This is a genomic window from Limnobacter parvus, from assembly GCF_024623725.1.
In the GTDB taxonomy this organism is placed as follows: Bacteria; Pseudomonadota; Gammaproteobacteria; order Burkholderiales; family Burkholderiaceae_B; genus Limnobacter; species Limnobacter parvus.
Map to the genome: position 1 here is coordinate 139,012 of NZ_JANKHG010000016.1, position 13,754 is coordinate 152,765.

Here is a 13,754-nt window from a genome sequence, read left to right on the forward strand (position 1 = left end):
TTTTATGTCGATCGCCGATTTACGCAAAGATTACACACAAGCCACGCTGGACGAAGCCGATGCCTTGGCCAACCCATTCGATTTTTTCAAACTGTGGTTTGACCAGGCCTTGAAGGCCGACCTGCCGGAACCCAATGCCATGACCCTGGCCACCGTGAACGCCCAAGGCAAGCCTTCTGCCCGCATTGTGTTGATCAAAGGGCTGGACGAACGCGGCATTACTTTTTTCACCAACTACGAAAGCCGTAAGGGCCAAGAGCTCGCCGAAAACCCGAATGCCGCCATTCTGTTTCACTGGACCGAGCTTGAACGCCAAGTGCGCATTGAGGGCCTGGTTGAAAAATGCCCCCCAGAAGAATCCGATGCCTATTACCTTTCCCGCCCGGCGGGCAGCCGTTTGGGCGCCTGGGCTTCGCCGCAAAGCCAGGTCATCGATTCGCGTGAAGCGCTGGAAGCGCGCGTGCAGCAAGCGCAGGCCGAGCAGCAGGGCGACCCGAAAACCCGCCCGCCGTTTTGGGGTGGTTACCGCCTGGTGCCCGAATTTTTTGAATTCTGGCAGGGCAGGCCTTCACGCCTGCACGACCGCCTGGCTTACACGCGCCAAGGCGATTCATGGGCCATGGTTCGGCTGGCCCCATGACCAAACCGGCCAAGCCCGCTTTGAAAGTGCTACTGGTGGATGAAGAACCGGGGCGCACTGCAATTCTGGAACGCGCCTTGCTTGATGCCGGCTATGTGCTGGTTTCGCGCTTAAGTTCCGCAGACCGGCTGGCCGAGCATGTGGCTGCTTCCCAGCCCGACATTGTGATCGTGGACATTGATTCACCCGACCGCGATTGCCTGGAAAACATGGCTGTGCTGTCGCGAAGCAACCCCAAGCCGGTCATCATGTTTTCAGATGAAGACAATGAGGACACCATTGCTAGCGCAATCAAGGCGGGGGTAAGCGCGTATGTGGCCGATGGCATGAACCCGGACCGGGTGCGCCCCATCGTGCAGGTGGCGGTGGCGCGTTTCCGCGAATTTCAGGCTTTGAAGAATGAACTTCAGAAAACACGCGACCAGTTGGCCGACCGCAAGCTGATCGACAAGGCAAAAGGCTTGCTGATGAAGCATCGAAATTTCAATGAAGACGAGGCCTACCACGCCATGCGCAAACTTTCCATGGAACGCAACCAGCGTTTGGTCGACACGGCACGCAATGTAATTGAGGTCTTTGAAATGCTGGCTGGGGGTGGGCTGTAATGCAACATGAAATTCGAATTGGTGTAATCGCGCTGACCGATTCTGCGCCATTTGTGGTGGCGCAGCACATGGGTTTTTTTGATGAAGAAAGCCTGCAGGTGCAATTGGTGAAGCAAGCTTCCTGGGCCACGCTGCGCGACAAGTTGGCTTATCGTGAACTGGACGCCGCGCACATGCTTTCGCCGATGGCGATTGCCTTGCAGTTGGGTTTGGGTGGTTCACCCAAAAAGGAAGTGCTGGCCCCAGTGGTGTTAAACCGTGGTGGCAATGCAATTACTTTGAGCATTCTGTTTGCTGATTTGTTGAACAATTTGGCACCCGGCGAAACCTTGGGCTCGGCTTTGCGCGCGGGCAAATTAGGTGGCGAGCGGCCTATGGTGTTTGGCACCGTGTTTCCGTTTTCAATGCACACCTTGCAGTTGCGCCGCTGGTTGCGAGCCCACGATGTAGACCCTGATCAAGATGTACGTTTTGACGTGGTGCCGCCCATTCGCATGGTGGGTTCGCTGCAAGCGGGTTTAATCGATGCATTTTGTGTGGGCGAGCCCTACAATTCCCTGGCCGTGAAAGAGGGCTTAGGCAAAATTGTGGCCACATCAAACGGCCTGTGGCCGAATGCACCTGAAAAGGTTTTGGGTTGCACTCAGGCCTGGGCGAGCAGTAACCCGGAAGCCTTGGCCGGGCTAGTTAGTGCGCTGCGCAAAGCGTGTTTGTGGCTGGAAGGCGGCATGGAAAATCGCAAACAGGCTGCGGCCTGGCTTTCAAATTCAGACCATGTGAATTTGCCGCAGACTTTGCTTGAAATGGCCTTGTTGGAAAGCCCGGGTGGTTCAGCGCCGTTCATTCAGTTCGATGGCGCGGCTTTGACGGCGGATCAAAAGCCTTTGTTTGAATCGCTGGTGGTGGAAACTCAAGCCTTGGTTTCGTCTTCGTCGCATGCACTGGGCAGTGACGAATCGGCGGCAAGTTTGAAAAAAGGCCTGGTGCCGTTTGGCTTTTGAATCGCCTAAGCAAAATAACCATGCGAGCGTTTTGAAAACACAGTGCATTTAAATTCTAAGGGAACTCCGGATTTTTTTTGGGTACTTAACTCTTGTAGCTATTTAACTTAAAAAAACTAGACCGAGGTTGCTGTGGCACAAGAATTTATTGAACGCATTGAAGGCACTAAGAAAAGCCGTTTAGCAGAATTCGACTACTTGGGCTACGGCAGCTTGCCCGCCATCAAAGAAAAGTCGGTAGAGGCATTAACGGGCGAATATGGCCTGGCTAACCAGGCTGGCAATGCCTACTTTCAAACAAGCGGGTTCGTTGACGCCGCCAGAAAAGTCGGGCTTTCAGAAAGCCTGATCGGTAAGATACAAGGTGCGGAGAATCGCTTAAACCTGAATGAAACACTTGATGTGGCAACTGCTATGCTGCGCGATGCCAGTTCAAACAATCAGGTGAATTGGGAAACAGATATTCTTGGAAACAACGGATTCATTTCCAAGCTTGAAGGGTTCGGCCTGGATGCCAATTTGGCGCATTCCGGGTTGCAGTTCGTCAAAGAAGCCATGAGCCAGCAGGGTGGGTGTTCATTCACGCTCGATGCGAATGAGTGGAATACCGACCTTGTTCATCAACTGGCAGTAGAGATGACAGAACGCGAGTGGGAAAATATTCCCAGTTCGCCGCGACGCCTTCCCATGACCGAAGCCCCAATCCGCGACGACATGGCGTGGCTGCAGCAGGCTACGGGCGCCATTCCAGCGTCAGTAAATTTGTATGCTGGCGGGGGCGCAAATGCCGGGGGTGCTGGCAACGGTGTTGCAAAGGCTGAGGCTGTTACTGCTGCACCGATGAAAGCCATGGCTGTAAGTGGTTCTTCCAAAGTGGAAGGCGGCACTGTGTTGGTGTCGGGAAGTGATTGGAAGGCCAGGGACGGTCAAAACGCGCCCCCGTTTTTAAGCGCTTTTTCCTCCAAGAATGTGAAAGTGGTCGGAGACAATATCGAGCTTTCTTACAATGGTGTGGGCGCTGAAGTTGAATCTGACACAATCGCGGAACTGACCGGTGGTGACGTGTTTGGTACATATCAAATGAAGTACACACCGATGAATCCGGAAGATGCCAATCGTTTTGTTGTGGGAAGTGCTTTTACTTACTTGGCCAAACCAGGCCTAAAAGCCCAGAGCTTTGAGGGTGATTTGATTGAACAAAACATTCAGAGTCTGGATTTAATTGCTTCAAATAGATGGCTCAATGGTCAGCAATTACAAAGCGCTACTTCTTCAAGATCGGTAAAGGTTGAGCCAGGCAAAGAAACTACAGCCCAAATCAAGTTTTCGCCCGGCCGAATGGAAATTTGGGTAGAAAGCGGCGGCCAGATGGTGAAAACAGTCGATGAGTTCAGCGACATGGTGAACGAAAAAAACGTAGGTGATTCAAGGTTTTTTTCCAATATATGGCTTAGGGGGTTCGGGCTAAGCGAAGGCTGGCAGGCAGAGAAAAACAATCCTGCCAAAATCACCATAGGCCCGGTTGTCAAACTCGATTAATTATAAACCGCCTGCGCCACCCATTCCACCCAGTGGCGCACATCAACCGTGGCGTCACTTTCCAAATGCCCCAGGCAACCAATGTTGGCCGATGCAATGGCCTGCGGTTTGCCCGCCATCAAATTGGCCAGCTTGCGCTTTTTCAGTTCTTTCGACAGTTCGGGTTGCAACACTGAATAGGTGCCAGCCGAGCCACAACACAAATGAGAGTCGGCCACAGGCGTTAGCTGAAAACCCAGTGTGGTGAGTACGTTTTCAATCACGCCCTTGATTTGTTGGCCGTGTTGCAGCGTGCAGGGTGGATGAAATGCAATGGAGCCCGGTATGCGCTGTTGTTCAATGGCAGCTTTTACCTTGGTGCCCAAACGGGCCAAGCCATCGGCATTTTGTTGGGTAATGAATTCGCCAATGTCCAAAGTTTTTTCGCTGACCAGTTTGGCTTTGGCGGCGTATTCTGCGTCGTTCTCGAAGTGATGCGCGTATTCACGCACGGTAACGCCGCAGCCAGAAGCATTCATCACTAAGGCCTCGGCTTCACCGCTTTGCAGCAATGAATGCCACGCATCAATATTGGTTTTCATCTGTGCCAAACCACCAGCGTGGTCGTTCAAGTGAAACTTCACTGCGCCACAGCAACCCGATTCTTGAATCACCATGCTTTGAATGCCCAGTGCGTCCAGAATGACCGATGTTGCAGAATCAATTGACGGCATCATGGCGGGCTGCACACAACCCTTCAGCAAAATGACTTTGCGCGTGTGGGCTGTGTTGGCGAAGGGCAGGGTGGTGCGCTTGGCGGGTACTTTTTTCTGAATGCTGGCGGGCAATATGCCACGCACTGCCTTGCCCATGGTCATGCCAGCTGTAAACATGGAGCGATTGGTCATCAGCATTTTTAGGCTTTGGCGCGTCAGCTTTTCAGCCATGGGGCGCTCGACCCGTTCATCCACAATTTTGCGGCCAATGTCGATCAACTGCCCATATTTCACACCCGATGGGCAGGTAGTTTCGCAGTTGCGGCAGGTTAGGCAGCGGTCCAAATGTTGTTGGGTTTTGCGGGTAACCTGCTTGCCTTCCAGCACTTGTTTGATCAGGTAAATGCGGCCGCGTGGGCTGTCGAGTTCATCGCCCAGAATTTGGTAAGTGGGGCAGGTGGCTGTACAAAAACCGCAGTGCACGCACTTGCGCAAAATAGCATCGGCGGCTTTGCCATCGGGGGTGTCTTTGATCCAGTCGGCGAGTTGGGTGTCCATTACGCTCTACTTACAAAATAGGTGACAGGCGGTTGATGCTAAACACACCAGCCGGGTCGAATTGTTCTTTCAGGCGGCGTTGCAACTTCAGCATGACCGCGTCGGGTTGCTGAAATGCATGCGCACGTGCAGCTTCATTGGCCGTGCGGTACAGGGTGGCGTGGCCACCCACGCGTTTGGCCAGGGCGCGGATTTGTTCTGCGGTTTTGCCGTTGCCGCTGCTATTGTTTTCATCGGCACGGAACCAGCGCAGGCCGCTGCCCCATTCATGCACGCTGTGACCGTGAAGGGCCAGATCAACTGTGGTGGGTGGCACAGCCAAACGCCACAGGTCGCCCTCGCGTGTGAAAAATTCATGTTGCTGGTCGCGCACATTGGTCCAAAAGGCTTGCGCCTGTTGGTTTTCCATTTCTTGCCCACCCACGTTTTTCAAAGCGGCTTGTACGGCTGCACTGGCACCACGCAGGCGCACGGTTAACTTGCCGTTCTCGAAAAAGGTGGCGGAAATGGGCAAGGGTTTTGAAAGCCAATTGTTGCTTTGCGAAATGGCCTGGTTCACATCCATTTCGAACTGTAAAGTGGCTTCAGCTGGGGCCACGGGCATTACCTTGATCGACAGTTCAGTGGCTATGCCCAGCGTGCCCATGCTGCCCGGAATAACGCGGGACACATCGTAGCCCGCCACGTTTTTCATGACCACGCCGCCAAAGTGCAGCAGTTGGCCTTTGCCATCCAGCAACGTACAACCCAGTACATAGTCTTTCACGCCGCCTTTGCTTAAGCGGGCGGGGCCGGCTAGGCCGCTAACAATGGCTCCGCCTATGGTGCCTCCGTTGGTGCCGCCAGCACCAAGCCTGGGGGGCTCAAATGCCAATTCCTGCTTTTGCGCTGCCAGGGCAGCTTCGACTTCAGCCAGTGGCGTACCTGGTTTTACAGTAATCACCAGTTCTGTGGGCTCATATTCCACAATGCCGGCCCATTGGCGCATGTCCACTTCCTCGCCTTGCAGGGGGCCACCGTAGAAATTTTTGGTGCTGCCGCCCACGGGGCGAATTTGCGTTTTGTTGCGCGCAGCCAGTTCAACCCGTTTGCACAGGTCGTCGATAAAGTCGCTCATGGTCTCGTTCTATTAAAAGCGTGGCAGGTCGGCAAACGGCACCTGGCCACCGTGCACATGCATGCGGCCATATTCCGCACAGCGGTGCAGGGTTGGAATGGCTTTGCCGGGGTTCAGCAAACCAGGTTCGTCGAAGGCTTTTTTAACGGCAAAAAATGTATCCAGTTCAGCGCGTGAAAACTGCACGCACATCTGGTTGATTTTCTCGATGCCCACGCCATGTTCACCGGTTACTGTGCCGCCCACTTCCACGCACAATTCCAGAATTTCCGCACCGAAATCTTCAGCGCGCTTGATTTCCTCAGGCTTGTTGGCATCGAACAAAATTAGGGGGTGCAAATTGCCGTCGCCTGCATGGAAAACGTTTGCGCAGCGCATGTCATATTTTTTTTCCATCTCGGTAATGGCGTTCAACACATCGGCAAGGCGGCGGCGAGGAATGGTGCCGTCCATGCAGTAGTAGTCGGGCGAAACCCGGCCAGCCGCCGGAAATGCATTTTTGCGGCCCGCCCAAAATTTCAAGCGCTCGGCTTCGCTTTGCGAAACCTTGATGGCGGTGGCCCCGCAGCCATTCAGCACGCGGGTCATTTCGGCAATTTCTTCGGCCACTTCCTCGGGCGTACCATCGCTTTCCAGCAGCAAGATGGCCTCGGCTTCGGTGTCGTAGCCTGCGTTCACAAATGGCTCGACCATTTGTGTGGCGCGCTTGTCCATCATTTCCAGCCCGGCGGGAATAATGCCGGCGGCAATGACTGCAGCCACGGCGTTGCCTGCATTGGCCACGTCGTCGAAGCTGGCCATGATGACCTGCGCCAGGGCAGGTTTGGGCACCAGCTTCACGGTAACCTCGGTAACCACAGCCAACATACCCTCTGAACCAATGACCAGGTTTAACAGTTCAAGGCCAGGGGCATCCGGTGCTTCGGAACCGAATTCAACCACTTCACCTTCAATGGTAATGGCGCGCACTTTCAACACGTTGTGCACCGTTAGGCCGTATTTCAGGCAGTGCACGCCGCCGCTGTTTTCAGCCACATTGCCACCAATGGTGCAGGCAATTTGGCTGGAAGGGTCTGGCGCGTAGTACAACTGGTGTTGGGCCACGGCTTCAGAAATGGCCAGGTTGCGCACACCCGGTTGCACCACGGCGCTGCGCGATTGCACATCCACTTTCAAAATTTTGTTGAACTTGGCCAAGCCCAGCAAAATGCCGTGCTTGTGGGGTTGAGCACCACCGGAAAGACCAGTGCCTGCACCGCGCGCCACTACAGGCACGTTCAGCCGGTTAGCCAGCTTCAGGATTTGAATAACCTGTTCTTCAGTGTCTGGCAGTGCAACCACCATGGGCAGTTGCCGAAACAGGCTTAAGCCGTCGCATTCATAGGGTTTGGTGTCTTCCACTTCATGCAAAACAGCATGCGCAGGCAGAATCTGGTTCAGGCCAGCGATAACCTCTGCCCTTTGGGCTGCGTTTAGTATGAAATCTTCGGTGGGCGCATTCATGGGGGTACCTCATCAACAGCCTACAAGGATACCCATTTCTGATTGCGATTGGTAATTGGTGCTTGCCCGAAGATCTCTTGATTAATGCAAAAACTTAAGCCGAAGCCGTGCGGGCAGCACTGGATGCTTTCACGAAGCATCTTGCCTTGTCATACGATTTTCCGCGAATAACCACGCGTTCGCCTTCAGTCAGTGAAACACCTAGTTCTGCCCATGCATCAATGTGGGTTGGCATTGCTTTGGCCGCCTGAACCAGGCAGTCGCGCTTGGTGAACTCCTGCCCTTCCAGTTCAATGGTTTGGTCAATGTCTATGTCCCGCGCGTACAAAATCCAGTGTGTGGACTGCATATCGGAAATTTTAAGGCCCGTTGCACATGTATTAATTGATTTCAATGCCTTCAGGGCCGATTGCAGCGCTATTTCCGGATTGATTGGTTTTCTGCAAATCATGCAGGGCAGCGTGGAATGGTCTTGAATTGCTTGTTCAGCAAGCCTTTTGACACAATTTGCACAGGCTTTGTGTTGGTTGGAGCAGAAGTCAGTTTGTGGTGCTTGCCGGCTGTCGGTTTCCCAGCAGACCGGGCAAGCTTCAAGTTGAGCATCATTGGGTTGCTGTGTTCCGGGTGTTGTCGAATTTTTCGCGGAGATCATTGAGTTGTTTGAATGCTTCTGTGGCCTCAGGGGCCGGGTTTTTATCGGGATGAACCAGAAGGCCAAGGCGGCGCACCAGCTTGTTGAGCGAAGTTTTTAGTTGGTCGTAAGTTTCTTGCACAGTTGCAGGGGTTTCGGCCTGTTGAAAAGCATTCAAATGTAGCGCAACCGCTAGCTGCTCTTTTTGTGTCTTACCATTCGGGTCAAACTTTGTGGCAATGCCTTGAACGCCTTTCACGGCGCCGCTGGCTTGCGCTACAAATGTTGAGGCAGCCACTTCCTTGGGCTTGTTGGGTAGCGTGTGTTCAACATTGGACTTTTGCCGGGGCATTGAATTGAAAAATTGTGGCGGTTGTTTAAATTGATTGGGTCGCGGTGGTGTGTAAGGCGGGAACCGAAAGCCAGAATTGGCTTGCTGACTCAATAGCATGTTCAACAGTAGATCTGCCACAATGGTTCTTATGGCGTGCTCAATGAAAAGCTGTGCGAATTCATGCTCATGGTGGTTAAGCGAGTTTGGAAATACAGCAAATACTTGTGGATGTAAAAGTACAGACATGTGAAGACTCCATGGCCCAAAGAACTCCGTGGTTTTTGAAACAGGAAAGTTCCAGATTTTTTCATCCCAATCAGCAGCGACGTTCCTATCGCCCGCCTGAAAACCTGTTGATCCCTTTTTGAAGTTCACACTGACTCATTGAATTCGGCAAAACTAACGGCCGAACTCAATGTCGGCTTGCAGCCGACCGTGGCGTGTGAATTCAAACGGGCAGGTTTTCCTGAAGGCGTGGCGATAGGAACGTCGCAGCTGATTGGGACTGAACTAAAAAGGTGATTAATCACGCTGGCACGATGTTGCGCGGGTGCTGACGGACTCGGCCTGTGATTAAAAGCTGAACGTGGGGGTTGTCGCACGATGACCAGTTAGAAAACTTGCCGGATTTGCGCGCAGATGCTTGTCTAGTCAGCTCGGCAGTGGGTTTGCTTGTTCCGCACTTTAAGAAAACCGCCCCGTTTGAATTCATCGAGAGCGTTCGGCAGCATGCCGACTCCGAATTAGGCCGTCTGTTTTGCCTAATTCGGTGAGCGAAAGATGAATTTCAAAAAGGGATTAAGCGGTTTTCAGTGCGGGACAGGTGAACCACGCCGAGTTGATGTGACACCTGCGATTTTGTATGGCAGCGTTATTTGCGCTTTCAACTAAGAAGTCGCCAATTCACATCTCGGCCTGGTCAACATGCCGTAATCCCGCGCATCCAGCAGCGCAGGGTTCTTTGCCAACTGCATGGCCCCTGCAAACGCAATCATCGCGCCATTGTCTGTGCAAAGGCTGAGTTCAGGGAAATACACTTCAATGCCACGCTTGCCTGAAGCCTTCACCAGTTGCTCGCGCAGCAATTTGTTCGCGCCCACACCACCAGCCACCACCAGCCTTTTGTGGTCCAGGTGCATGCAGGCTGCAAGCGCTTTTTTCACCAGCGTTTCCACAATGGCCGCTTGAAAGCTTGCGGCTAGGTCGGCTTTGTCGGTATCGGAAATCACCATGGTTTCCGAAGGCTGGCCAACGCCCGCCAGTTTCATCGCTGTGGTCAGCACGGCAGTTTTTAGTCCAGAAAAGCTGAACATGTAATCGCCGCTGTGCAACATCGGACGGGGCAGTTTGAAGCGTTCCGGGTTACCGATTTCCGCAAGCTTCGACAATGCCGGGCCACCCGGGTAGGGCAAACCGATCATTTTCGCAGTTTTGTCGAATGCCTCGCCTGCGGCATCGTCCAGAGTTTCGCCCAGCAAGGTATATTTGCCCAATCCTTCCACGCCCATCAATTGGGTGTGCCCGCCGCTGACCAGCAAAGCAGTGAAAGGAAAAGCGGGTGGATTGGCCGACAACAACGGCGACAACAAATGTCCTTCCAGATGGTGCACTGGTATCACTGGCAAATTTAGGCCCATGGCCAGGCTGTAGGCAAATGCACAACCAGCCATCAAAGCGCCGGGCAGGCCGGGGCCTGTAGTTACGGCAATTGCATCGACTTGCTTCATGGTGATGCCGGCTTGCGCAAAGGTTTCATCCATCAAAGGAATTAGCCTGCGAATGTGGTCGCGTGAGGCCAATTCCGGCACCACGCCACCATAGTCTTTGTGCATGGCAATTTGCGAATACAGCGCTTGCCCCAGGATTCGGCCGTCGGTTGTACACAGCGCTACACCAGTCTCGTCACACGAGCTTTCAAAGCCAAGCACAATTTTTGAAGAATTCACGCAGCACTACCCAACTAGTTGAAGCGTGCATTTTAAACCAGCCTGACACCTGAAAGTGGAATCCCTGTTTTGTGCACTGCACCCTTGCGGTGCTGTGCCGTGGTGCATTGATGCATCGGTAACCCCCACCTTTGCCACAAACCAGCCAAAACAGTGCAAATCCGGTCTAAAACAGCTGGCACGCCCCTTGCATAGATACCAACGTAGGTCGTCAACGGCGGCGATCTGCAGGTGGATTGACAGGTCTCCCAAGGTTGCTAATGCAGCCAAGGGAGTTGGACAACGGCGTCCGTGCTGCTTCGTGCAGCCGGGGGCCGTTTTTTTTTGGGTAAATTGGGATTGAATCTATGCTGATGTCGGTCAAAAAACAGAAGCTGGTGGTAATCGGTAACGGCATGGCCGGTATTCGGGTGGTTGAAGAGCTCATTAAGCTTGCACCTGAACTGTATGAAATCACGGTGTTTGGTGCTGAGCCGCATCCCAATTACAACCGCATCATGTTGTCGCCCGTACTGGCTGGTGAGCAGAAGTTCGAAGAAATCGTGTTGAACGATTGGGACTGGTACACCAGCAACAACATTACCTTGCACGTGGGCCGCGAGGTTACCGAGATTGACCGCATTAAGCGCATTGTGAAGTGTGCAGACGGCACCCATGCCCAATACGATCGCTTGTTACTAGCCACCGGCTCCAACTCATTCATTCTGCCAGTGCCTGGCTCCACATTGCCCGGAGTAATTGGTTACCGCGACATAGCAGACACCGAAGCCATGTTGGAAGCGGCCACGCAATACAAAAAGGCGGTGGTCATCGGCGGCGGATTGTTGGGGCTTGAAGCCGCCAACGGCTTGGCCTTGCAGGGCATGGATGTCAGTGTGGTGCACTTGCCCACCTGGTTGATGGAACGTCAACTTGACCCCACTGCCGCCGGTTTGCTGCAGAAAAGCCTTGAAACCAAAGGTCTGAAGTTTTTGCTTTCTAAAAACACAAAAGCCTTGCATGAGGGCGCAGATGGACGTGTTGCGAAAATTGAATTTACCGATGGCAACATTCACGATGCGGATTTGGTGGTGATGGCCGTGGGTATTCGCCCGAACGACAAGCTGGCTGCCAGCAGCGGACTGTTGTGCAACCGTGGTGTGGTGGTCAACGACACCATGCAAACCATTACCGACCCGAAAATTTATTCAGTGGGTGAATGTGCCAGCCACCGTGGTATTGCCTATGGCTTGGTGGCCCCCTTGTTTGAACAGGCCAAGGTGTGTGCCAACCACTTGGCGCAGTTTGGTATTGGTCGTTACGAAGGCTCGGTAACTTCTACCAAGCTGAAAGTAACAGGCGTTGATTTGTTTTCTGCTGGCAATTTCATGGGCGGTGAGGGTTGCGAAGAACTGCTGCTTTCTGACCCAATCGGTGGCGTGTACAAAAAATTGGTGATTAAAGAAGACAAGCTGATTGGTGCTTGCCTATATGGCGACACGGTCGACGGTTCCTGGTATTTCAAGCTGATGCGTGAAGGCAAAGCCATCAATGAAATTCGCGAAAAGCTGATGTTTGGTCAAAACAACATTGGTGACACTGGCCACGAGGGCCAAAGCCAGGCCAGCAAAATGTTGGATACCGATGAGGTGTGCGGTTGCAACGGTGTGTGCAAAGGCGCCATTGTTCAGGCCATTAAGACCAAAGGTTTGTTCACCATTGAAGAAGTGCGCAAGCACACCAAGGCCAGCGCAAGTTGTGGTTCATGCACGGGTTTGTGTGAACAGATTTTGATGAGCACTGCGGGTGCCGATTATTCCGCCACACCGAAAACAAAACCCATGTGTGGTTGTACTGACCATGGGCACCAAGTGGTTCGCGATGCAATCTTCAAGCACCACTTAACCACCAAAGAAGAAGTGTTCGCCACCATGAACTGGCGCACCCCGAATGGCTGTGCAAGCTGCCGCCCGGCTGTGAATTATTACTTGATCAGTTCCTGGCCTGGCGAGGCGGTGGACGATCCACAAAGCCGCTTTATCAATGAACGTGCACACGCCAATATTCAAAAAGACAAAACCTATTCAGTGGTGCCGCGCATGTGGGGTGGCGAAACAACTGCTGCTGAATTGCGCCGCATTGCTGATGTGGTCGACAAGTACAACATCCCCACCGTGAAAGTGACGGGCGGCCAGCGCATCGACTTGCTGGGTGTGAAAAAGGAAGATTTGCAAAGCGTGTGGAAAGATTTGGACATGCCCAGTGGACATGCTTATGCGAAAGGTTTGCGCACAGTAAAAACCTGTGTGGGCAGTGAATGGTGTCGTTTTGGTACGCAAGACAGTACGCAAATGGGCAAAGACCTTGAGCGCGGGTTGTTCAAAATGTACGCGCCCCACAAGGTGAAATTGGCGGTGTCGGGTTGCCCGCGCAATTGTGCCGAAAGTGGCATTAAAGACGTGGGTGTAATCGGCGTAGATTCCGGTTGGGAAATCTATGTGGGTGGTAACGGCGGTATAAAAACCGAAGTGGCCCAGTTTTTGTGTCGCGTTAAAACATCTGAAGAAGTAATGGCAGTGAGTGGTGCATTCCTGCAGCTATACCGCAAGGAAGGCTGGTACCTAGAGCGCACGGTGCATTACCTCGAGCGCGTGGGGCTTGAACACGCCAAGGCCCGCGTGGTTGATGACGTGGCCAACCGCAACGCACTGTGGGCCGAACTTCAGGCTGCATTGGCGATTGAAGAAGACCCGTGGCACAAGCCCAAAGAAGCGCAGGTTGATTTGCGCCAATTCATTCCAATCAAATTGGCGGAGGTGGTTTAATGTCGGCTTCGTTACTGAAGGAACAAAAGGAAATTCAAATGGAATGGATCGACATTTGCGCAGTGGAAGACATCCCGGTGCTGGGTTCAAGAATTGTGCGTCGCCCCACCGGTCAAGACATTGCAGTTTTTCGCAATTCCGAAGAGCAGGTTTTCGCATTGCTGGATGAATGCCCCCACAAAAAAGGCCCGCTAAGCCAAGGTATTGTGCACGGCACCACCGTCACTTGCCCCTTGCACAATTGGCAAATTGGTTTGGCGGACGGTTGCGCGCGCGAACCCGATGAAGGCTGCACTGCAAAGTTCACAGTGCAGGTGGTGGATGGCCGCGTACATTTGAAAGCCAGCGAAGTGAAAAACCACGGTATTTAAGGGCAACTTT

General features: G+C 53.2%; 12 protein-coding genes. 6 read left to right on the forward strand and 6 right to left on the reverse strand.

Annotation, left to right across the window (positions count from 1 at the left end):
• Positions 1-4 precede the first annotated feature (4 nt).
• From pdxH to NSP04_RS05975, 4 genes are all read left to right on the forward strand, one after another.
• Entirely contained in the window at positions 5-640 is a 636-nt protein-coding gene (gene pdxH / locus NSP04_RS05960) for a pyridoxamine 5'-phosphate oxidase (protein WP_257511429.1), read from the forward strand.
• Complete coding sequence (locus NSP04_RS05965; RefSeq protein ID WP_257511430.1) at positions 613-1,245, forward strand: ANTAR domain-containing response regulator; 633 nt, start codon at positions 613-615, stop codon at positions 1,243-1,245. The genes pdxH and NSP04_RS05965 overlap by 28 nt, the downstream gene beginning before the upstream one ends.
• Positions 1,245-2,246, forward strand: a complete 1,002-nt coding sequence (locus tag NSP04_RS05970; RefSeq protein WP_257511431.1) for a CmpA/NrtA family ABC transporter substrate-binding protein — start codon at positions 1,245-1,247, stop codon at positions 2,244-2,246. The genes NSP04_RS05965 and NSP04_RS05970 overlap by 1 nt, the downstream gene beginning before the upstream one ends.
• Positions 2,247-2,378: 132 nt before the next feature.
• A complete protein-coding gene (locus tag NSP04_RS05975) occupies positions 2,379-3,785 on the forward strand; it encodes a hypothetical protein (RefSeq protein WP_257511432.1) in 1,407 nt (468 codons plus the stop codon).
• On the opposite strand, the gene glcF is transcribed toward NSP04_RS05975, so the two are convergent.
• The 6 genes from glcF to tsaD all read right to left on the reverse strand — a co-directional run bounded on the left by glcF (position 3,782) and on the right by tsaD (position 10,569).
• Positions 3,782-5,038, reverse strand: a complete 1,257-nt coding sequence (gene glcF / locus NSP04_RS05980; protein ID WP_257511433.1) for a glycolate oxidase subunit GlcF — start codon at positions 5,036-5,038, stop codon at positions 3,782-3,784. The genes NSP04_RS05975 and glcF overlap by 4 nt on opposite strands.
• A gap of 10 nt (positions 5,039-5,048) precedes the next feature.
• Positions 5,049-6,155 carry a glycolate oxidase subunit GlcE gene (glcE, locus tag NSP04_RS05985; protein WP_257511434.1) on the reverse strand — a complete coding sequence of 369 codons (1,107 nt, stop codon included), beginning with the start codon at positions 6,153-6,155 and terminating at the stop codon, positions 5,049-5,051.
• A 12-nt stretch (positions 6,156-6,167) separates the two neighbouring features.
• Positions 6,168-7,658 (reverse strand): FAD-linked oxidase C-terminal domain-containing protein, encoded by a 1,491-nt coding sequence (locus NSP04_RS05990; protein WP_257511435.1) that lies wholly within the window; start codon positions 7,656-7,658, stop codon positions 6,168-6,170.
• Positions 7,659-7,752: 94 nt separating this feature from the next.
• Positions 7,753-8,109 carry a hypothetical protein gene (locus tag NSP04_RS05995; RefSeq protein ID WP_257511436.1) on the reverse strand — a complete coding sequence of 119 codons (357 nt, stop codon included), beginning with the start codon at positions 8,107-8,109 and terminating at the stop codon, positions 7,753-7,755.
• Between the two features lie 151 nt (positions 8,110-8,260).
• Positions 8,261-8,869 carry a J domain-containing protein gene (locus tag NSP04_RS06000; RefSeq protein WP_257511437.1) on the reverse strand — a complete coding sequence of 203 codons (609 nt, stop codon included), beginning with the start codon at positions 8,867-8,869 and terminating at the stop codon, positions 8,261-8,263.
• 641 nt (positions 8,870-9,510) lie between these two features.
• Entirely contained in the window at positions 9,511-10,569 is a 1,059-nt protein-coding gene (gene tsaD, locus NSP04_RS06005) for a tRNA (adenosine(37)-N6)-threonylcarbamoyltransferase complex transferase subunit TsaD (protein WP_257511438.1), read from the reverse strand.
• 347 nt (positions 10,570-10,916) lie between these two features.
• Between tsaD and nirB the strand changes: the two genes are divergently transcribed.
• Entirely contained in the window at positions 10,917-13,373 is a 2,457-nt protein-coding gene (nirB, locus tag NSP04_RS06010) for a nitrite reductase large subunit NirB (RefSeq protein ID WP_257511439.1), read from the forward strand.
• Positions 13,373-13,744 carry a nitrite reductase small subunit NirD gene (gene nirD, locus NSP04_RS06015; protein WP_306815271.1) on the forward strand — a complete coding sequence of 124 codons (372 nt, stop codon included), beginning with the start codon at positions 13,373-13,375 and terminating at the stop codon, positions 13,742-13,744. Before nirB ends, nirD begins: the two co-directional genes overlap by 1 nt.
• Positions 13,745-13,754 lie beyond the last annotated feature (10 nt).